Source organism: uncultured Psychroserpens sp. (genome assembly GCF_947494225.1).
Taxonomy (GTDB): Bacteria; Bacteroidota; Bacteroidia; order Flavobacteriales; family Flavobacteriaceae; genus Psychroserpens.
Map to the genome: position 1 here is coordinate 150,874 of NZ_CANLUG010000002.1, position 17,984 is coordinate 168,857.

Sequence of the window (17,984 nt, forward strand, 5' to 3'; positions counted from 1 at the left end):
CTTGTCTAAAAATGTGAATTTCACCTAAGGCGCTGCAAAGATAACCATTAAGTTTCAGATAATTAAATGCCACTTTATAAAACTATTCAACCAAACTCACAAACTACTGTTAAAATCTGGAAGATTACAGAGTCTTATGAGGCATTAATCAAACCCTTAGATCTAAAACCCAATAGCCTAAATCGTGTGTTAGGAATGAAAAGCGAATTGCATCAACGTGGGTTTCTAAGCGTGAGACATCTTCTAAGAGATTTTGGGTACACAGATCAGGATTTATATTATAACGACAATGGAAAGCCGCATTTAAAAGATGGTAAACATATTTCCATTACACATTCGTTTACATTTTCTGGTGTCATTATTAGTGATAATGCGGTTGGAATAGATATTGAAAAGCAACGAGAAAAAATTGCTATTATCGCCAAGAAGTTTGTGGATTATGAGTTCAAGTATTTGTCTGATTCAGATGACAGCTACATTAAAAAGTTGACCATAATTTGGGGAATTAAAGAGTCTCTTTATAAGTTGTTTGCTACACCAGGCATGTTATTTAGAGAACATTTTTTGGTGATTCCGTTTATGCTAGAAGATGGAGAAACTATGGCGTGGATAGATTATGAGAATAAAAAATATAGATACAACACACGTTTCTTGGAGTTTGAAGGATTTACTTGTGCTTTTGTTACTACTTAAATGAAGGAGATTTATAGCAACATATTAAGCTCTATTTCTGAAGGTAAACGACTATTGGCTGTGCTCATTGATCCTGATAAAATGACGGTTGAAATGGCCTCTGGTTTTATTAAAAAAGTTAATGAATCTATAGCTACTCACATTTTTGTTGGTGGTAGTATTGTTGACAATCATGCTACCGAAAATCTTGTTGTTGAAGTAAAAAAATATACAGATTTACCTATAGTGCTTTTTCCTGGTGATGTGACTCAATTAACAAATTATGCAGATGCACTATTATTCTTGGCACTAATCTCTGGTGATAATCCTGAGTACCTTATAGGAAAGCATATTCAAGCAATATCCAAATTAAAAAATTCTAATTTAGAGGTGATTCCCACAGGTTATATCTTGATTGAAAGCGGAAGACAAACAGCCGTTGAAAAGGTGACAAAAACGAAACCTTTGTCGAGACAAAATATTCTGCAAATTGTCGATACAGCTAAAGCAGGAGAGCTTCTAGGAATGCGATTAATTTATCTCGAAGCAGGTAGTGGAGCTCTCCATCCTTTGACAGCAGAAATGATTAGTTTTGTGAAACAAGAATTAAAAGTGCCACTCATTGTTGGCGGAGGGATTAAATCAAAACAACAATTGGAAACGGCATACAATAATGGAGCCGACCTCGTAGTTATTGGTACCGCTTTTGAAAACGATGTATCCTTTTTTAATGAACTAAGACCATAAAAAGCACGTGAAAATATCAGTAGAATTAACGCTAACACCATTGCATGACAACTATGAGCCTGCAATTATTCAGTTTATAACAAAGTTAAGAGCTTCAGGTTTAAAAGTACTTGAAAATCCGCTTAGTACACAAGTCTATGGTAACTATGATGAGGTGATGACCATATTGACGTCTGAAATAAAAGACGCTTTTGAGTTAATTGAACACGGATTATTATTTATGAAAATTGTAAAATCTGATCGTCACGATTATGAACCACATTTTTGAAGTTTTATTTGGACAATACAGTACATATTCAACTACTGATATTGTATTGGAGATTGTAGCAGTCTTTTTTGGATTCCTGTCGGTGTGGTTCTCTAAGCAAAATAAAATATTGGTGTTTCCAACGGGAATGATAAGTACTGCTATTTTTGTGTATCTATTGATAAAATGGGAGTTGTTGGGAGATATGATGATAAATGCCTACTATTTTATTATGAGCGTTTATGGTTGGTACATTTGGACTAGAAAAGTAGATGAAACTCATGTAACACCTATTTCTAGAACGACATTTAAGGAGAAACGTATAAGCGTTTTGATTTTTATAGCCACTTTGTTGTTCGTTTTTGTTATTTATAAATCTTTTGATAAATGGACAAGTTGGGTAGCTTATGTTGATACCATTACTACGGCTATATTTTTTGTTGGGATGTGGTTAATGGCAAGACGAAAATTAGAAAATTGGATATTTTGGATTATTGGAGATATTATTTCTGTACCGCTTTATTTCTATAAAGGTTTTACCTTTACAAGTCTGCAATATTTCGGATTTACTTTTATTGCCATTTTTGGCTATTTAGCATGGAAGAAACGTTTAAACAAATCAGTGGCCTTAACACAAAGTGTATAAAAATTGTGTTGTTTGGTCCAGAATCTACAGGTAAATCATCTTTGGTGGAAGCATTAGCCAAACACTACAATACGGTTTATGTGGAAGAGTTTTCTCGTAAGTATGCTCAAAAAAAAGCAGACAACAATGAGTTGCTTTCAAAAGACGATGTTTTACCCATTGCCATAGGCCAGATGCAATTGGAAAATGCACAATTGAAGAACGCAGATAAACTCCTTGTTTGCGATACCGATTTACTAGAGACTCAAGTATATTCTCAATTTTATTATGATGGATATTGCCCAGATATCATCAAAAAATATGCACTCGAAAATACTTACGATTTGTATTTTTTAACTTATATTGACATGGTTTGGGAGGCAGATGACATTAGAGATCAACCTCATAATAGATTGAATCTGTTTAATCGTTTTGAACAAGCCTTAATTGATGCTAAAAAGCCTTACATTGTGGTAAAAGGGAGGTTTGAAGAACGGTTAGAGACTTGTAAAAAACATATAGATGAACTTTTAAAAAAAGCAAATTGAATTTTTCTAAAAAAGACATAAAACAAATAGAGAATAAAGGATTAACCTTAGAAAAAGTACATCAACAAATTAAACTTTTTCAAAACGGACTCCCTTTTGCAAACTTGGTTTCTGAAGCCACGATAAGTAATGGAATTCTTAAAATAAATACGCAACATGCCGAAGAATATATAACATCTTTTGAAGCAAAAAAAGATGGTATTTCTATATTGAAATTTGTGCCAGCATCTGGTGCGGCAACGCGAATGTTTAAATTTCTTTTTCCTTTTTTAGAGGAGTATGATATTGAAAAAGAGAGTATCAATTCATATATAAACACACATAAAGGTAAAGATTTATCGATTTTTTTTATTGGTTTAGAAAAACTCCCTTTTTACAATATTGTTAGAGAAAGACTAAAGGAGGCCTATCCAAATTTTGATGACCTATCTATTGACGAACAAGGATTTAAATTTGTTCAAATGATGTTAGATAGCGATAAGTTAGACTATGGAAATTTCCCTAAAGGATTGTTACCTTTTCATGAGTATAAAAATCAGGTGGTTTCAACTGCATTTGAAGAACATTTATACGAGTCGGCATTGTACTCTTCAACAAATGAAGCTACGAAATTACATTTCACGATTTCAGAAAAACATAATCATAAGTTTGATGAAGAATTCTCGCGAATAGAGAAAAAAGTTGAAGATAAAACAGGTTCAAAGTTTGATATTTCGTTCTCTTATCAAAAAGAATCCACAGATACAATCGCTGTGACTCCCAAAAATAAACCCTTTAGAAATGATGATGGGTCATTGCTATTTAGACCTTCTGGCCATGGCGCTCTTATTGAAAATTTAAATGATTTAAATGCCGATGTTATTTTTATTAAAAACATAGATAACGTCGTAACTTATAAGTATAAGACCGAAGTTGCTAAGCACAAGAAGATATTGGCTGGGATTTTAATAGACATTCAAGAACAGGCCTTTAAATATCTAAACATATTAGAAAAGGAAAATCCTGCAGAAGATCAACTTATTGAAATAGCCGAGTTTCTAATCAATAGAATGAGTGTAAAAATTAGCTCTGAGTTTGAAAAATACTCTCTTAAATATCAAATTGAATATCTGGCTGAAAAATTGAACCGACCAATTCGAGTATGTGGTATGGTAAAAAATGAAGGAGAACCTGGAGGAGGTCCATTTTGGGTAAAAGATGAAAGCGGAAATGTATCACTTCAAATTGTAGAGTCGGCACAAATAAATAAAAAGAGTAAGCAGCAAAAAGACATTTTAAAGGGCGCGACACATTTTAACCCTGTAGACCTTGTTTGTAGCGTTAAAAACTATAAAGGTGAAAAGTTTGATCTAAGAAAATTTGTTGACACCAAAGCTGCTTTCATTTCTATGAAAACCAAAACAGGGAAAGATTTAAAAGCTCTTGAACTTCCCGGATTATGGAATGGTAGTATGGCCAATTGGAATACAATTTTTGTAGAAGTACCGTTAATTACATTTAATCCTGTAAAAACGGTGAACGATTTATTAAAGGCGCCACATCAAATTAAATAAAATGTTTGATGAACAAGCCATATTGAATGAGTTGAGATTTAAGGCGATTAGAAGCTCTGGAGCTGGCGGTCAACATGTAAATAAAACGTCGTCTAAAATAGAATTGACTTTCGATTTAGAGCAGTCTCAAATTTTTTCGGCTGAACAAAAGGAACGACTTAAGATTAATCTTCAAACAAGACTGTCAAAAGATCATATATTAATTATGCAGTGTGGTGAAAGTCGAAGTCAATTTCGAAATAAAGCCATTATTATCCAGCGTTTTTTAGAATTATTAAAAGTAAACCTCCTTGAAGAAAAAGAACGCATTCCTACCAAAATACCTAAGGCTGTTATAAAAAAGAGGCTTTCTAATAAACGCAAAAATTCAGAAAAGAAGGCCAGTCGCAAACCACCGCAAATTGATTAATTAAAAAAAACAAAAATCTTGATTGGCAAATGATAAATCTATTTTATCTTTGCAACGTTCTCAAAAAAGGGGTGCCTATTATCGGCTGAGATCATACCCATTGAACCTAGAACAGGTAATGCTGTTTAGGAAGCGAGCGTAAAAAAGGTCTAGTAGACCTTTTTAGCGAGTGCAAAAGTGAAACTATGTTTCACGTAACAATTGTTTAATAGTATTAACCAAGAATAATGACCTCTTTTTATTCGATTATTTACGTATAGTCGTATGAAAAATTTATTCGCTTTTTTATGTCTTTTTGCACTGTCATCTGGTGCATTTTCTCAAGAAAAATTTACTGTCTCCGGAGTGGTTACAGTAGATACTCAACCTTTACCTGGAGTTAGTATTATAGTTAAAGGTACAACTACCGGAGTCCAATCTGATTTAGAAGGAAAATACCAATTACAATTAGAAGAAGGACAGTACATTTTGATTTTTAGTTACTTAGGACCAAAACAGGTAGAACGATCATTTTATTTAAGTAAAGATCTGAGTTTAGATGTTGAACTTACTGAAGAACCACAAACGTTAGACGAAGTCCTTGTTAAATCTGTTAGAGTAGTAGCTACGTCACCAATTACGCATAGCAACGTGACGAAAAAACAATTGGCTAAGCGCAATTTAGGACAAGACATTCCTGTGCTTTTAAACTATTTACCTTCTGTAGTTACTACTACAGATGCTGGAGCAGGAGTAGGGTATACAGGAATTCGTGTTCGTGGTATTAACGCCCAATCTACAAATGTAACGATCAATGGAATTCCATACAATGATGCCGAATCTTTAGGCACTTTTTGGGTGAATCTCGGTGATTTTGCCTCGTCTGTAGAAAGTTTGCAACTTCAACGTGGTGTTGGCACATCCACCAACGGTTCTGGTGCTTTTGGTGCCAGTATCAATGTATTAACCGATGCCGTTTCTACAACATCTAATGGAGAAATTTCTAACTCCTTTGGAAGTTATAATACAAGAAAACATACTGTAAAGTTTAGCACTGGGTTACTAAATGAGCACATCGAAATTGCTGGTCGCTTGTCAAATATCACATCCGACGGCTATATCGACAGAGCAGAAACCGATTTAAAATCATACTTCTTGCAAGGGTCTTTTATTGATGATAACACCTTGATAAAGGCCATTACTTTTGGAGGGAAAGAAGTTACTTATCAGGCTTGGAATGGTATCGATGCCGAAACCTTAACTAATAACAGAACCTTTAACCCTTCAGGGATGTATACCGATGCCAACGGAAATACGCGTTTCTATGATAATGAGGTTGATAACTATAATCAAGATCATTATCAATTGCATTGGAATCAACGTTATAACAATAGATGGTCTACCAACATTGGTCTAAATTATACCTACGGAAGAGGCTATTTTGAGCAATATAGGGAAGATGAAGATTTTTCAGATTATGACCTGACACCTCTAGAGATTGGCGGAGAAACGGTTAACACAACCGATTTAGTAAGACGTAGATGGTTGGACAACGATTTCTATGTGTTAAACGCAAGTGCAAACTATAAAAACAATGAGGTTAATTTAATATTTGGAAGCTCTTACAGCTTCTATGATGGAGATCATTTTGGTGAAATTATTTGGGCAGAATTTGCTAGTGATAGTGAAATAAGAGATCGTTATTATGAAGGAAATGGTCAAAAAACAGATTGGAGTTTGTTTACAAAAGCCACATATCGTGTTAATGATAAAGTGAGTTTGTATGGTGATCTACAATTACGATTGGTTGGTTATGAAACTTCAGGTTTAACTTCAGATAGAATTCCGTTTAATATTGATGAAAGCTATAGTTTCTTTAACCCAAAAGCAGGAATTACCTATAAAGTTAATGGAACTAATAGTTTGTATTTTTCTTATGCCAGAGCAAATCGAGAACCAAATAGAAGTGATTTTGAGAATAATGCAACGGTAAAACCAGAACAACTTAATGATTTCGAATTAGGTTGGAGACATAACGATCAGAAATTTAGATTGAACGTGAATGCTTACTACATGTTGTATAATGAACAGTTGGTTTTAACAGGTCAAATAGATACAACTGGAGATCCAATTAGAGCAAATAATGGTGATAGTTACCGATTAGGTTTAGAAGTAGATGCGGCAATTGCCATTACTGATAAATTTTCGGTACAACCAAACTTTACAATTAGTTCTAATAAAAACAAGGAAACCTTCGAATCTGTGAATGGTGTATTATTAGATTTAGGAAAAACAGATATTTCTTTCTCTCCAGAATTGGTTGCTGCTAACGCTTTTGTGTTTCAACCAAAGGAAGGTTTTCAAATGGCATTACTTAGCAAATTTGTTGGCGATCAATTTATGGGAAATACTGAAAACCCAGATTCTAAATTAGATAACTACTTTGTTAATGATTTAAATATTACCTATGAATGGAAGCCAAAATCAATATTTAAGTCGGTTGTATTCTCAGGTTTAGTTAACAATATATTTAACGAAAAATACGTGTCAAATGGCTATTTCGGATCGTTCGATTTTGATGATGCTTCGAGTCCAACAGGAACAACTACTGGATATTTCTCCGGATTTTATCCTCAAGCTACTACAAATTTTTTAATAGGTGTTACTCTGAAATTTTAAAACTATAATTGACTTTATAAAAAAACTCCCAATTGTTAATTGGGAGTTTTTTTATTGATCTTATATTAAACTTTGAATTAATTGCTAACCACCAAAGTATTACCAGATACTGTGACACGGTATTCTTTAAGTCCGCAAGGTAAAGGATCTCCAATGGCCTGCCCTGTAAACAAACTGTACTCATTCTCATCAGCACAGCCGCAAGTTACATTTACGCCATCTCTTTGTAAAAACGAGCAAGTTGAAGGCGCATGATTAGGGTCATAGGCGTCCCAGGCACGATAATTACCGTTTCCAACATTTGTTACATAAACCCCTCCATTTCCTTGATTAGGGATATATACCGAATTACTAATAAACATAAGTTGACTAAATTCTGGTAAGTTTAAATTAAGCGATGCATTAACACCAACGTTGAGTAAGAAATTACAATTATTTATTCTGTCGTCACTTCCGCAGTTCGTTAACAACAGAAGAGATAAAATGATTGATATTTTTTTTATGTTGTTCATTTATAAATAACTAATTTTAGATGCTATGGGTTTAATATGGGCTGCAAGTTACAATATTTTAAATGTTGAATTAAATATTTTGTATCTTTGTATTTCAATCTCGTGATAGCGAGATTTTTTTTATGCTGAACGAGTTTAGCTTATGCTAGTTCTTAGATTTCAGCATCTTTTTATTATTAAACGAATGAATTATGAGTAAAGTATCTTATTATACGGTCGAAGGTTTAAAAAAATTAAGAAACGAGCTGCAACAGTTAAAAGATATAGAACGACCTAAAGCATCTCAAGCTATTGCAGAAGCTAGAGATAAAGGTGACTTGAGTGAAAATGCAGAGTACGATGCAGCCAAAGAAGCTCAGGGTATGTTAGAAATGAAGATTTCTAAATTAGAAGAAACCTTAGCAGGAGCACGTGTTATTGATGAATCTCAAATGGATACATCCAAAGCCTTAGTACTATCTAAAGTGAAAATAAAAAACCAAACCAATGGAATGGAAATGACTTATACTTTAGTAGCCGACGGTGAAGCAGATCTAGCTTCTGGTAAAATTTCTGTAAATTCTCCAATAGGAAAAGGACTTTTAGGAAAGTCTGTTGGTGAAGTTGCAGAAGTACAAGTGCCTAATGGAATTATGAAATTTGATATTTTAGAAATATCAAGATAATAGATTAATCTTGTTAATATATAGATAAAAGATTCCTTCAAAAGAGGAATCTTTTTATATTTACATATACTCTAATACTTCAGTGCCATGGCATCTATCTTTACAAAAATAATTAGTGGCGACATCCCTTGTTACAAAATAGCAGAAACAGAAGATTATCTCGCCTTTTTAGATATTAATCCTAATGCTAATGGGCATACATTATGTATTCCAAAACAAGAAGTTGATAAAATTTTTGATTTAGATGAAACGGCCTATCTTGGGTTGATGGCATTTTCCAGAGAGGTGGCGTTGGCCATTGAAAAGGCTGTGCCTTGTAAGCGCGTTGGGATGACTGTTATTGGGTTGGAGGTTCCGCATGTGCATGTACATTTAATCCCACTTAATACTATGGAAGATGCACGATTTATTGATAAAACAGCTTTAACCAAAGAAGAGTTTGAAGCTACTGCAAATAAAATTGCGTCGTTCTTGTAGTTAAAATGATAACACTCCAGTCACAAAAAGAACCACAATAAGTATCAATAATGCGTCTGCAATAATTAAAATCCAAGCTAATTTTTTCAGTTTTGTAGATTGTGGTTTAGCTTTTATTGCGCGTTCTTGGTAAGCTACTACTTGCTCAATATCGTTGGTCCAACGTACAGGGAAAATGTTAGTATTACAAGTGTTGCAATACATTTCGTGAATGGTCTCTCCTGTTATTGCCTTGTAAAATGCGTTTTCAACAAAACGCTGCTTAAAGGTTAATTGCAGCCCTTCATTAGAATAACACTCTGGGCAATTGTTGTTGAGTTGAACTTCTTTTAATGTAAAATATTGTTGTGCTTTCATGGTCTACAACTAAGATAACAATTTCAATGAAATTTGCATTGTTGTTCCTTTACCAATTTCAGAATTAAGAACTTTAATCTTTCCTTTATGGTAATCTTCAATAATGCGTTTGGCCAAAGATAAGCCTAGTCCCCAACCACGTTTTTTAGTTGTAAAACCAGGTTGAAAAACCGAATTGAAATTTTGTTTCGAAATGCCTTTACCTGTATCTTTTACAGTTATTTTTACGTATTTATCATCATGAGATATCGCAAGTTTTAATGCGCCTTTTCCCTTCATGGCATCTATGGCATTTTTAACCAGATTTTCGATAGTCCAGCTATATAATTGCTTGTTTAGATTTACAGGAAGTTCTTTTTCCGGAGCTGTAATTTCAAAATCGATTAACTTCGACGATCGTGCCTTAAGATATTCAAAAGATTCTATTGTTTCTTGAACAATATCAGTTTTTTTAAGTGTTGGGACAGACCCTATTTTGCTAAAACGATCCGTAATAGTTTGTAATCTTGTGATGTCTTTTTCAATTTCAATGAGATAATCGGGATTGACGCTTTCGCTTCTTAAAATTTCAGTCCAGCCCACTAATGACGATAAAGGTGTTCCTATCTGATGAGCTGTTTCTTTTGCCATACCTGTCCAGAGTTTATTTTGATCTGCCGTTTTTGAACTCTTATAAAAGAAGTAAGCAACAGCAGCAAATAAAATAATAATTAACAATAGGGCCAGTGGATAATATTTCAGTTTATTTAATAAAGGCGAATTCCCATAGTAGATGGTTTTATTATTATTTTCAATTTCAATAGGTTTATTTTCTTTACCATATTTAGAAATGAGCATTTTTAAATTTTGATTTACATATTCAGATTCTTTGATGTTATGTATGGAATCAGCTTCAGTTTTTTTAATAATATTTCTAAAATTCACTAATATCGAATCTGCTTCAATAAGAATCATTGGTGTGGTGTTGTTGTTGTCTAAGACTTCAAAAGCAAGATCTAAATCGGCAAGCACATCATCACTATTATTCATGTCTGATTCTTCTAGAGCTTTAAATATGTCGCGCTGAGCAGATGAACTTATTTCCATTTTACTTCGTTCTTCTGCTTTAAAATTTTGGAAAAACACATACGTATTCCAGAGAATAAGAGAGATTATAATAAATGAAGTAACGATGATAATCCATCGTATCATATTGCGGTTTATGGTAACGGCCATTAACTATATTTTTGAATTTTAAATATAAAGGATTTATGTTAATAATATTGTGTTGAGATAGAGTGAATTCATTTTTATAACACTATCAATATGGTTACATTTGCATTTCAATATCTTGAAACGGCTACGTTTAGGGTAAAAACAATAACAAAATGGCATCTTTTAATCCAAAAGACATTTCAACAGGACGATTACATAGTTACTTATTAAGTGCTGTGGCGCCTAGACCTATTGCTTTTGCGAGTACAATGGATGCAGATGGCAAACCCAATTTATCACCTTATAGTTTTTTTAATGTGTTTAGCGCTAATCCGCCAATTATGATATTTTCTCCAGCACGTCGTGTGAGAAATAATACCATAAAACACACTTTAGAAAATGTTGAAGCGACAAAAGAAGTGGTGATTAATGTTGTTAATTATGATATTGTACAACAAATGTCGTTGAGTAGTACAGAGTATGCAAAAGGAGTTAATGAGTTTGATAAAGCTGGACTAACGATGTTAGCATCTGATATTGTAAAGCCATTTAGAGTTGCCGAGTCTCCAGTTCAATTTGAATGTAAAGTTAATGAAATTGTGCATTTGGGAACCGAAGGAGGAGCAGGTAATTTAGTGATTTGTGAAGTTGTAAAACTGCATATCTCTGATGAGGTTTTAGATGATCAAGATGTTATTATTCAAGAAAGATTAGACTTAGTTGCTAGAGCAGGAGGAAGTTATTACAATAGAGCAAGAAAAGGCTTTTTTGAAATCCCAAAGCCTATTTCGACTTTAGGAATAGGGGTTGATGCCATGCCACCTGCCATCAAAAACAGTATGATTTTAACTGGTAATGATCTTGGTATGCTTGGAAATGTGGAAGCCTTGCCAAAACAAGTTGAAATAGACGAATTTATAACTAATGTGAGTGAACGTTATCCAAATATTAAAAATATGTCTCACCGCGAAAAACATAAAATAGCCAGAAATTATTTGAGCTATGGTGATGTAGAGAGCGCTTGGAAATTGCTCTTGTCTTAAATATTAAAAACAATCTAAATTAAATATAAGTAAATACAAAATGGAAGTACAAGGAAAAATCAAAATGATTGGAGAAACTCAGACGTTTGGAAGTAATGGGTTTAGAAAGAGAGAATTGGTAGTAACGACAGAAGAACAATATCCACAGCATATTTTGGTTGAATTTGTTCAAGACAAAACAGATTTATTAAACACATATCAAGTTGGGCAATCTGTAAAAGTAAATATCAATTTAAGAGGAAGAGAGTGGGTAAACCCTCAAGGCGAAACCAAATATTTTAACTCTATACAAGGGTGGAGAATTGAAGCATTACAAGCAGAAGCTGGAAACATGCCTCCTGTGGCACCAACCGAAGCTTTTGAGCCTGCAACAAATTTAAATGAAGAAGATCACGATGATCTGCCATTCTAATTAGAGCTAATTCAAATATGGTGTTCATCACTATTAAACTAAAAAACCTCAATAAGCATTGAGGTTTTTTTTATAAAAAAAGTCCCGAAAATTTCGGGACTTAGTATTGTGGTTTTAGGTTTGACCTTTACAAACAAACTCAAAAAAAAGCAATGATGAACAAAATTTAATTCACAAAGGTCATTTCAAATATGGCGAAAATTGAATACTTTTCAAAGTTTAAAGCCAGATTTAACATACAAATAGATAATTACAACGTTATAGTAAGCACATGCATTTTCTTAATCAAGACATAGCGTTTCCAGATGTATCCGAAGCTACAAAGGAAGGGATTCTAGCAGTTGGAGGTGATTTGTCACCTGAACGACTACTATTAGCATACCAAAGTGGCATTTTCCCTTGGTTTGATGATGAAGAACCCATTATTTGGTGGTCTCCAGATCCTCGTTTTGTCCTTTTTCCGCAGAACATAAAAGTATCTAAAAGTATGAAACAGGTATTAAGAAACACCAGTTTTGAAGTTACTATAAACAAAGATTTTGAAGCTGTTATAAGTAATTGTGCTTTAATGAAACGTTATGGGCAACAAGGGACCTGGATTTCGCCTAGTATGAAATCTGCTTACACCCAACTTCATACATTAGGGTATGCCATTTCGGTTGAAGTATGGTTAAATAATGAGCTTGTAGGTGGTTTATATGGGATAGATGTTGGTAATGGGGTGTTTTGTGGCGAAAGTATGTTTAGTAAAGTAAGTAATGCCAGTAAAGTTGCACTTATCATTTTTATTCAAAACTCTAACTACAAATTAATAGATTGTCAAGTATATACCAATCACTTAGATAGTTTAGGAGCAGAAGACATGCCTAGAGCAGAGTTTATGACCTATTTAAAATAAATCAAACCTCGTTATATCTAAAACAATTAACCTCGTGATCATTTACCATTCCGGTAGCTTGCATATGGGCATATATGACTGTCGAGCCCACAAACTTGAACCCGCGTTTTTTTAAGTCCTTACTTATAGCATCGCTAAGTGGCGTGTTAGCAGGTGCTTTTCTATAATCTTCAAAACGATTCTTTATAGGTTTACCATCTACAAAATCCCAAATGTATTTTGAAAACGAGCCAAATTCGTCTTGTATTTTCATAAAGGCTTGCGCGTTAGTAATTGTGGCATTTACCTTTAATTTGTTTCTAATAATACCTTCATTTTGAAGTAGTTTGTCTATTTTTTTCTGATTGTACTTGGCAATTTTTTTATAGTCAAAATGATCAAATGCTTTTCTGAAATTTTCACGTTTTTTTAAAACGGTTATCCAACTTAAACCCGCCTGAAATGTTTCTAATATTAAAAATTCAAATAAAGTGTCGTCATCATGAACAGGTACGCCCCATTCCTCATCGTGATAAGCCTCATAAAGTGTATTTCCTTCACACCAACCGCATCTGTGTTTAGTCATAATAAATTGTATTGAACTTTAAAAGTAGTAAGTTTTTTGTTAATAATACGTCTTATGTCTACACGATGTAATGTGCTTGAATAATTTCATGATTAAAATCATTTTTCATTGCATTTGTTTACTTTAAATTGCACAAATAAATACTATGACAACATTGGAACATATAACAGTAAAAGACATTATAACCGAGAGCTTGAAAAAAGGAATTTCGTATCAAGATTATCGCACACTCGTGCATCAATATGTTGAGGATGGCTCTACAAGCGGAAATGAGAAAACCGATGCATTGGTTAATTATACTATGCTTAACGATAGACGAATGAAACGTTGGGATAAAACGGTTAAAGTATCTGAAGAGATTAAAGAACGATTAGTCAAATTTGACGGACACGTGACTTGGTTAGTTATTACAGAGAGTTGGTGTGGTGATGCAGCGCACGTAATACCTGTACTAAATAAACTTGCAGACTTATCGGAAGGCATCGATTTAAAATTGGTATTTAGAGATGAGAATGAAGAATTAATGGATCAGTTTTTAACAAATGGTGGTCGTGCCATTGCAAAATTGATTATGATTGATCATACCACAGAAGAAATTGTGCATACGTTTGGACCTAGACCTAGTAAGGCAACTCAGTTGGTGAACGATTACAAAGAAGAACACGGTACGTTAACTCCAGAGTTTAAAGAAGATTTACAAGTGTGGTACAACAAAGATAAAGGTCAAAATATAATTAGTGATATCGTTGCGCTTTTAGGCGTGTAGTTATTTGCCTTGGAAATAATAAGTAATAGAACCAATCTGACTTTTTCGTTTAGCATCAGAGAATACAGCATTTTGAGCATATTCTAAAGCCGTATCAATTAAACACTGATTTTTACTAGACGAAGACGAATTGATATAAGTGTCGGTTACCTGACCTTGAGCGTTTACCGTAATATTTATTACAATTTTTCCACCTACCTCACATAAATATACTGGAGGTGGTAACTTTACTTTATTACGATTGGTCAATGAAAATGAAACACTACTATTGGCATTGCCTTTACTGTTTTTTGTGCTTTCTTTAGGTGTATGCATTGCCAATATATCGTTGGCTTTATTGAAAGTTTTTCTTTCCTTTTCTTGTAAAGCGTAGTTTTTAGAATTACTGTATGATGAATTAGAATTAGAGGTCATCACATCATCTGTGGTATTTGAAGCGTCTTCAATGGGTTCATCAGGTGTATCAGAAGTGTCTTCTTCTGGCTGAGAATTCATAGATTTAAAATTACGCATCATTTCCTTGAACTCTTCATCCTCATTAAAGGCTTCGTTGGTTTTAGGATTAGCGTTTTCCTTGTCTTCTAATGCTTTTAGACGTTCCAATTTTTCGAGTTCCTCAATGGTTTGAGGTTCAATTTCATAATAACTTTCAGCTATAAATTCAGACTTTTTCTTAATATGAAAACTGAACATACCAAGAACTATCGTTCCTGTAATTAAGGACGTTATAAGTAGTGCTTTATGTTTTTCAACAAAATTCAAGTAGGCAAAAATTTAAATATAGTTTGTCTTATATATACGTCAATATAGGCAAATTGGATTAAAAGAGCATAAATTCGAGGAAAATGGCGAAGCTTGAGAGCTTTTCAGTTTGTCTAAAACCAAAGCGTTTCCTACTAAAATCGAAACCAATTAAAAAGGAGTTTTTAAAATTATCATCATAAGCACGATAACCAATTCCTACTTTATATGTGTTTCCATTTTCAAAGGCTTTTCCTAAATCGACTAATTTTCCATAGCCACCACGAACAAATACTTGATCGTCAAAATCCAAAATATTATAAGTAAAATCGAGATAGACTGGCAGGAAATTTAAATTTTGATCGATGTAATGATCGTATTCCACATTAAGTCCTATACTGGATCTCGTATCAAATTGATAGCCAATCGTGTTGTTTATAAAAAGACCGTTGAGGTTAATAAATGATTCGCCATCGTCGTTGGCAATAGTATAATTATCGTTAGTGGTTAACGTTGCAGATAACGAGACCTTATAAAATAACCCGTTCGTCTTGTCTTCTTCTTGTGAAAAACCTGCGGTAAAATAAAATAAAAGAAGTAGTGTATAAAGATGCTTCATAATTTTTTAGTTAGAAGCAAAATAGATATCAAGAATTATTCCGAAGAGAGTCTTGCAATAAAATCTTCTGGAGCTATTGCATTTTTCACATCGAATGTTCCAATTTTCGTACGACGTAATGCCGAGAGATGTGCTCCAGAGTTCAGTGCTTTCCCAAAGTCGTGCGCTAAAGACCTAATATAAGTACCTTTACTGCAAACCACTCTAAAATTAAGATGATTAGCATCAATAGCTGTGATTTCAAATTCTGAAATGTTTACTGTTCGAGATTTTATCTCTACCTGTTCACCGGCACGAGCGTATTCGTATAAACGTTTACCATCTTTTTTTAATGCCGAAAATACAGGAGGAAACTGTTCGATATGTCCTATAAACTGTTGAACGGTATCATGAATTAAACCTTCGGAAATGTGCTCAGTAGGAAAGGTTTCATTAATCTCTGTTTCTAAATCGTAAGATGGTGTTGTACTTCCCAAAACAAAGGTGCCTGTGTACTCTTTATCCTGACCCTGAAACGTATTAATTTGTTTGGTCATTTTGCCTGTACAGATAATCAATAAACCTGTGGCAAGTGGATCTAAAGTCCCAGCATGTCCTACTTTGATTTTTTTAATATTAAAAGCCTGTCTAATCTCCCAACGCAATTTATTTACAGCTTGAAAGGACGTCCATGTTAATGGCTTGTCTATAAGTAAAACCTCTCCAGATTGGAAATCTTCTCCTGTTTTCATAGTAAAGTAAAAATGATAGCTGTGATACCTACAATAACACAATAAAGTGCGAAATATGAGAGCTTGCTTTTCTTTACAAGAGCTATCATCCAAGTACATGCAAATAAGCCAGAAATAAAGGCAGCAACAAAACCAAAACCTAATGTTGTAAAGTTGGCACTTTCATAACTAATATCTCCACTTACTATATCTTTAGCAATTTTCCCGAAAATTAATGGTACTACCATCAAAAAAGAGAAACGAGCAGCTCTGGTTTTATCGTTTCCTAATAATACTGATGTTGAGATGGTTGCGCCAGATCTTGAAATACCTGGAAGCATAGCAATGGCTTGGGAAATTCCAATAATAAAGGCATTAGAAAAACTCACTTTTTTATTGGTGTCTTTCGCTCTATCTGCTAGAAACAAAAGCGCAGCAGTTACAATAAGCATACAGCCTACGAGTAAAATGTTGCCACCAAATAATTGTTCAAGTTGATCTTCAAAAAAGAGACCTACGATAACAGCAGGTATCATAGATAAAGCGATTTTAGATACAAACTTTAAGTCGTCGTTCCACTCAAATTTTAAAACCCCTTTAGCAAGATCTATAATGTCTTTTCTAAACACAACCATAGTGCTTAATGCCGTTGCAAAATGTAAGACTACAGTAAATAATAAACTTTCTTTTGGAACAGAATTATCTCCAAGAATGGCTTTACCTAATTCGAGATGACCACTTGAAGATACTGGTAAAAACTCGGTAAGCCCTTGAATAATTCCTAATACAATTGAATCGATGATATCCATGAGGCAAAAATATCAAAATAGATGCAGCTATTGTTAAAAAGAGTTGATTTTTAAGATTTAGATCCTTTGTTAGGATTTAATAAAATCGCATAAACCTGAATTCCAAATCCTATTAAGACCAATGTTGGTGCCAATCTTATACGTCTCCAACTAAAAATTGAAGGGTCGAATACATTAGGATCATCACTACCTCCACCAGACATTAAAATAAAACCAATGGCAATACAAGCCAAGCCTATAAGCATAAATTTATAGTTCTTCTTTCCGAAGATAAATTCACCTTTTGCAGTTTCTTTACGTTTCTGTTCTCCCATAATCTTATATTAATCCTCTTTGCTATTTGCCTCAGTATTAAACTCAGTAAAAATAATTTCATCGTCAATAGCAAGTTGTGCTATATGCTCTGAAGTTCCAAAAAATAGTTTTGGTAGGTGCAAAGTAACAGTTTTATTTAAAACTTTTGCGTTAAGAGAATCTAAATTTAGCCCACGTTCTAATCCGCGATTAATATAGTAGTGATCTCCATGGTCATCACTAAAAATAATATCAAAGGAGGTTCCTTCTTTAATGCTGATAATTTTTTCGATTTCAACATCACATTCTTCGGGTTTCGGATTTTCAATGATGCAGGAATGAAATGATAAGAGAATTATGATAATAAGACTGAGGGCTAGAACAAAAAAAGAACGCTGTTTTTTCATGACTAGGGTATTGGTTGATACGAGGATAACGGTTTTTTATCCCATATAGTATAACG

Annotated in this window: 24 protein-coding genes; 14 read left to right on the top strand and 10 right to left on the bottom strand. The window is 33.6% G+C overall.

All coding sequences use genetic code 11. The features are described 5' to 3' along the window. Window positions 1-66: 66 nt before the first annotated feature. From Q0893_RS04665 to Q0893_RS04700, 8 genes are all read left to right on the top strand, one after another. On the top strand, window positions 67-693 hold the full coding sequence (locus Q0893_RS04665) for a 4'-phosphopantetheinyl transferase superfamily protein (RefSeq protein ID WP_299272819.1): 627 nt from the start codon (window positions 67-69) through the stop codon (window positions 691-693). Next, window positions 694-1,419 carry a geranylgeranylglyceryl/heptaprenylglyceryl phosphate synthase gene (locus tag Q0893_RS04670; RefSeq protein ID WP_298900744.1) on the top strand — a complete coding sequence of 242 codons (726 nt, stop codon included), beginning with the start codon at window positions 694-696 and terminating at the stop codon, window positions 1,417-1,419. It abuts the gene before it with no gap. Window positions 1,420-1,426: 7 nt separating this feature from the next. Further along, window positions 1,427-1,687 carry a hypothetical protein gene (locus tag Q0893_RS04675; protein WP_299272822.1) on the top strand — a complete coding sequence of 87 codons (261 nt, stop codon included), beginning with the start codon at window positions 1,427-1,429 and terminating at the stop codon, window positions 1,685-1,687. Next, the gene (gene pnuC / locus Q0893_RS04680) at window positions 1,671-2,312 is read left to right on the top strand and encodes a nicotinamide riboside transporter PnuC (RefSeq protein ID WP_298900742.1); all 642 of its coding nucleotides are present in this window, start codon (window positions 1,671-1,673) and stop codon (window positions 2,310-2,312) included. Before Q0893_RS04675 ends, pnuC begins: the two co-directional genes overlap by 17 nt. Window positions 2,313-2,317: 5 nt before the next feature. Then, window positions 2,318-2,839: an AAA family ATPase gene (locus tag Q0893_RS04685; RefSeq protein WP_367180638.1), complete on the top strand. Its 522-nt coding sequence runs from the start codon at window positions 2,318-2,320 to the stop codon at window positions 2,837-2,839. Next, complete coding sequence (locus Q0893_RS04690) at window positions 2,836-4,392, top strand: DUF4301 family protein (RefSeq protein ID WP_298900740.1); 1,557 nt, start codon at window positions 2,836-2,838, stop codon at window positions 4,390-4,392. The genes Q0893_RS04685 and Q0893_RS04690 overlap by 4 nt, the downstream gene beginning before the upstream one ends. Window position 4,393: 1 nt before the next feature. Continuing rightward, window positions 4,394-4,801: an alternative ribosome rescue aminoacyl-tRNA hydrolase ArfB gene (gene arfB, locus Q0893_RS04695; protein ID WP_298900739.1), complete on the top strand. Its 408-nt coding sequence runs from the start codon at window positions 4,394-4,396 to the stop codon at window positions 4,799-4,801. Between the two features lie 264 nt (window positions 4,802-5,065). Beyond that, window positions 5,066-7,459 (top strand): TonB-dependent receptor, encoded by a 2,394-nt coding sequence (locus Q0893_RS04700; protein ID WP_299272828.1) that lies wholly within the window; start codon window positions 5,066-5,068, stop codon window positions 7,457-7,459. A 77-nt stretch (window positions 7,460-7,536) separates the two neighbouring features. On the opposite strand, the gene Q0893_RS04705 is transcribed toward Q0893_RS04700, so the two are convergent. Then, window positions 7,537-7,971 (bottom strand): hypothetical protein, encoded by a 435-nt coding sequence (locus Q0893_RS04705; protein ID WP_299272830.1) that lies wholly within the window; start codon window positions 7,969-7,971, stop codon window positions 7,537-7,539. A 191-nt stretch (window positions 7,972-8,162) separates the two neighbouring features. Between Q0893_RS04705 and greA the strand changes: the two genes are divergently transcribed. Both greA and Q0893_RS04715 read left to right on the top strand, forming a co-directional pair. Next, the gene (gene greA, locus Q0893_RS04710; protein WP_299272832.1) at window positions 8,163-8,636 is read left to right on the top strand and encodes a transcription elongation factor GreA; all 474 of its coding nucleotides are present in this window, start codon (window positions 8,163-8,165) and stop codon (window positions 8,634-8,636) included. Window positions 8,637-8,723: 87 nt separating this feature from the next. Beyond that, window positions 8,724-9,113, top strand: a complete 390-nt coding sequence (locus tag Q0893_RS04715) for an HIT family protein (RefSeq protein WP_298900735.1) — start codon at window positions 8,724-8,726, stop codon at window positions 9,111-9,113. Here Q0893_RS04715 and Q0893_RS04720 read toward each other — a convergent pair whose 3' ends face one another. Both Q0893_RS04720 and Q0893_RS04725 read right to left on the bottom strand, forming a co-directional pair. Continuing rightward, complete coding sequence (locus Q0893_RS04720; RefSeq protein ID WP_298900734.1) at window positions 9,114-9,470, bottom strand: hypothetical protein; 357 nt, start codon at window positions 9,468-9,470, stop codon at window positions 9,114-9,116. Window positions 9,471-9,479: 9 nt separating this feature from the next. Continuing rightward, window positions 9,480-10,685, bottom strand: a complete 1,206-nt coding sequence (locus Q0893_RS04725; protein ID WP_298900733.1) for a HAMP domain-containing sensor histidine kinase — start codon at window positions 10,683-10,685, stop codon at window positions 9,480-9,482. Window positions 10,686-10,837: 152 nt separating this feature from the next. Between Q0893_RS04725 and Q0893_RS04730 the strand changes: the two genes are divergently transcribed. The 3 genes from Q0893_RS04730 (at window position 10,838) to aat (ending at window position 13,017) form a co-directional block, all read left to right on the top strand. Beyond that, the gene (locus tag Q0893_RS04730) at window positions 10,838-11,707 is read left to right on the top strand and encodes a flavin reductase family protein (protein WP_299272836.1); all 870 of its coding nucleotides are present in this window, start codon (window positions 10,838-10,840) and stop codon (window positions 11,705-11,707) included. A 40-nt stretch (window positions 11,708-11,747) separates the two neighbouring features. After that, the gene (locus Q0893_RS04735; protein WP_298900731.1) at window positions 11,748-12,119 is read left to right on the top strand and encodes a DUF3127 domain-containing protein; all 372 of its coding nucleotides are present in this window, start codon (window positions 11,748-11,750) and stop codon (window positions 12,117-12,119) included. Between the two features lie 271 nt (window positions 12,120-12,390). Next, a complete protein-coding gene (aat, locus tag Q0893_RS04740; RefSeq protein ID WP_299272838.1) occupies window positions 12,391-13,017 on the top strand; it encodes a leucyl/phenylalanyl-tRNA--protein transferase in 627 nt (208 codons plus the stop codon). A gap of 1 nt (window position 13,018) precedes the next feature. On the opposite strand, the gene Q0893_RS04745 is transcribed toward aat, so the two are convergent. After that, entirely contained in the window at window positions 13,019-13,582 is a 564-nt protein-coding gene (locus Q0893_RS04745; RefSeq protein ID WP_298900729.1) for a DNA-3-methyladenine glycosylase I, read from the bottom strand. A 145-nt stretch (window positions 13,583-13,727) separates the two neighbouring features. On the opposite strand from Q0893_RS04745, the gene Q0893_RS04750 reads away from it, so the two are divergent. Next, entirely contained in the window at window positions 13,728-14,348 is a 621-nt protein-coding gene (locus Q0893_RS04750) for a thioredoxin family protein (RefSeq protein ID WP_298900728.1), read from the top strand. On the opposite strand, the gene Q0893_RS04755 is transcribed toward Q0893_RS04750, so the two are convergent. The 6 genes from Q0893_RS04755 to Q0893_RS04780 are packed head-to-tail and all read right to left on the bottom strand — an operon-like array spanning window position 14,349 to window position 17,928. Then, window positions 14,349-15,110 (bottom strand): energy transducer TonB, encoded by a 762-nt coding sequence (locus tag Q0893_RS04755; RefSeq protein WP_298900727.1) that lies wholly within the window; start codon window positions 15,108-15,110, stop codon window positions 14,349-14,351. A 58-nt stretch (window positions 15,111-15,168) separates the two neighbouring features. After that, on the bottom strand, window positions 15,169-15,708 hold the full coding sequence (locus Q0893_RS04760; RefSeq protein WP_298900726.1) for a hypothetical protein: 540 nt from the start codon (window positions 15,706-15,708) through the stop codon (window positions 15,169-15,171). 35 nt (window positions 15,709-15,743) lie between these two features. Then, complete coding sequence (gene truB, locus Q0893_RS04765; protein ID WP_298900725.1) at window positions 15,744-16,439, bottom strand: tRNA pseudouridine(55) synthase TruB; 696 nt, start codon at window positions 16,437-16,439, stop codon at window positions 15,744-15,746. Then, the gene (locus Q0893_RS04770; protein ID WP_298900724.1) at window positions 16,436-17,227 is read right to left on the bottom strand and encodes an undecaprenyl-diphosphate phosphatase; all 792 of its coding nucleotides are present in this window, start codon (window positions 17,225-17,227) and stop codon (window positions 16,436-16,438) included. The genes truB and Q0893_RS04770 overlap by 4 nt, the downstream gene beginning before the upstream one ends. A gap of 50 nt (window positions 17,228-17,277) precedes the next feature. Beyond that, window positions 17,278-17,541 (bottom strand): DUF3098 domain-containing protein, encoded by a 264-nt coding sequence (locus Q0893_RS04775; protein WP_298900723.1) that lies wholly within the window; start codon window positions 17,539-17,541, stop codon window positions 17,278-17,280. 9 nt (window positions 17,542-17,550) lie between these two features. Next, a complete protein-coding gene (locus Q0893_RS04780) occupies window positions 17,551-17,928 on the bottom strand; it encodes a hypothetical protein (protein WP_299272844.1) in 378 nt (125 codons plus the stop codon). Window positions 17,929-17,984 lie beyond the last annotated feature (56 nt).

Coding starts and splice junctions, on each gene's coding strand:
- Q0893_RS04770 (WP_298900724.1), bottom strand. CDS start 17,227: ATGGATATCATCGATTCAATTGTATTAGGAATTATTCAAGGGCTTACC.
- greA (WP_299272832.1), top strand. CDS start 8,163: ATGAGTAAAGTATCTTATTATACGGTCGAAGGTTTAAAAAAATTAAGA.
- Q0893_RS04715 (WP_298900735.1), top strand. CDS start 8,724: ATGGCATCTATCTTTACAAAAATAATTAGTGGCGACATCCCTTGTTAC.
- Q0893_RS04665 (WP_299272819.1), top strand. CDS start 67: ATGCCACTTTATAAAACTATTCAACCAAACTCACAAACTACTGTTAAA.
- pnuC (WP_298900742.1), top strand. CDS start 1,671: ATGAACCACATTTTTGAAGTTTTATTTGGACAATACAGTACATATTCA.
- Q0893_RS04700 (WP_299272828.1), top strand. CDS start 5,066: ATGAAAAATTTATTCGCTTTTTTATGTCTTTTTGCACTGTCATCTGGT.
- Q0893_RS04670 (WP_298900744.1), top strand. CDS start 694: ATGAAGGAGATTTATAGCAACATATTAAGCTCTATTTCTGAAGGTAAA.
- aat (WP_299272838.1), top strand. CDS start 12,391: ATGCATTTTCTTAATCAAGACATAGCGTTTCCAGATGTATCCGAAGCT.
- Q0893_RS04730 (WP_299272836.1), top strand. CDS start 10,838: ATGGCATCTTTTAATCCAAAAGACATTTCAACAGGACGATTACATAGT.
- Q0893_RS04705 (WP_299272830.1), bottom strand. CDS start 7,971: ATGAACAACATAAAAAAAATATCAATCATTTTATCTCTTCTGTTGTTA.
- Q0893_RS04750 (WP_298900728.1), top strand. CDS start 13,728: ATGACAACATTGGAACATATAACAGTAAAAGACATTATAACCGAGAGC.
- truB (WP_298900725.1), bottom strand. CDS start 16,439: ATGAAAACAGGAGAAGATTTCCAATCTGGAGAGGTTTTACTTATAGAC.
- Q0893_RS04780 (WP_299272844.1), bottom strand. CDS start 17,928: ATGAAAAAACAGCGTTCTTTTTTTGTTCTAGCCCTCAGTCTTATTATC.
- Q0893_RS04725 (WP_298900733.1), bottom strand. CDS start 10,685: ATGGCCGTTACCATAAACCGCAATATGATACGATGGATTATCATCGTT.
- Q0893_RS04760 (WP_298900726.1), bottom strand. CDS start 15,708: ATGAAGCATCTTTATACACTACTTCTTTTATTTTATTTTACCGCAGGT.
- arfB (WP_298900739.1), top strand. CDS start 4,394: ATGTTTGATGAACAAGCCATATTGAATGAGTTGAGATTTAAGGCGATT.
- Q0893_RS04745 (WP_298900729.1), bottom strand. CDS start 13,582: ATGACTAAACACAGATGCGGTTGGTGTGAAGGAAATACACTTTATGAG.
- Q0893_RS04720 (WP_298900734.1), bottom strand. CDS start 9,470: ATGAAAGCACAACAATATTTTACATTAAAAGAAGTTCAACTCAACAAC.
- Q0893_RS04735 (WP_298900731.1), top strand. CDS start 11,748: ATGGAAGTACAAGGAAAAATCAAAATGATTGGAGAAACTCAGACGTTT.
- Q0893_RS04775 (WP_298900723.1), bottom strand. CDS start 17,541: ATGGGAGAACAGAAACGTAAAGAAACTGCAAAAGGTGAATTTATCTTC.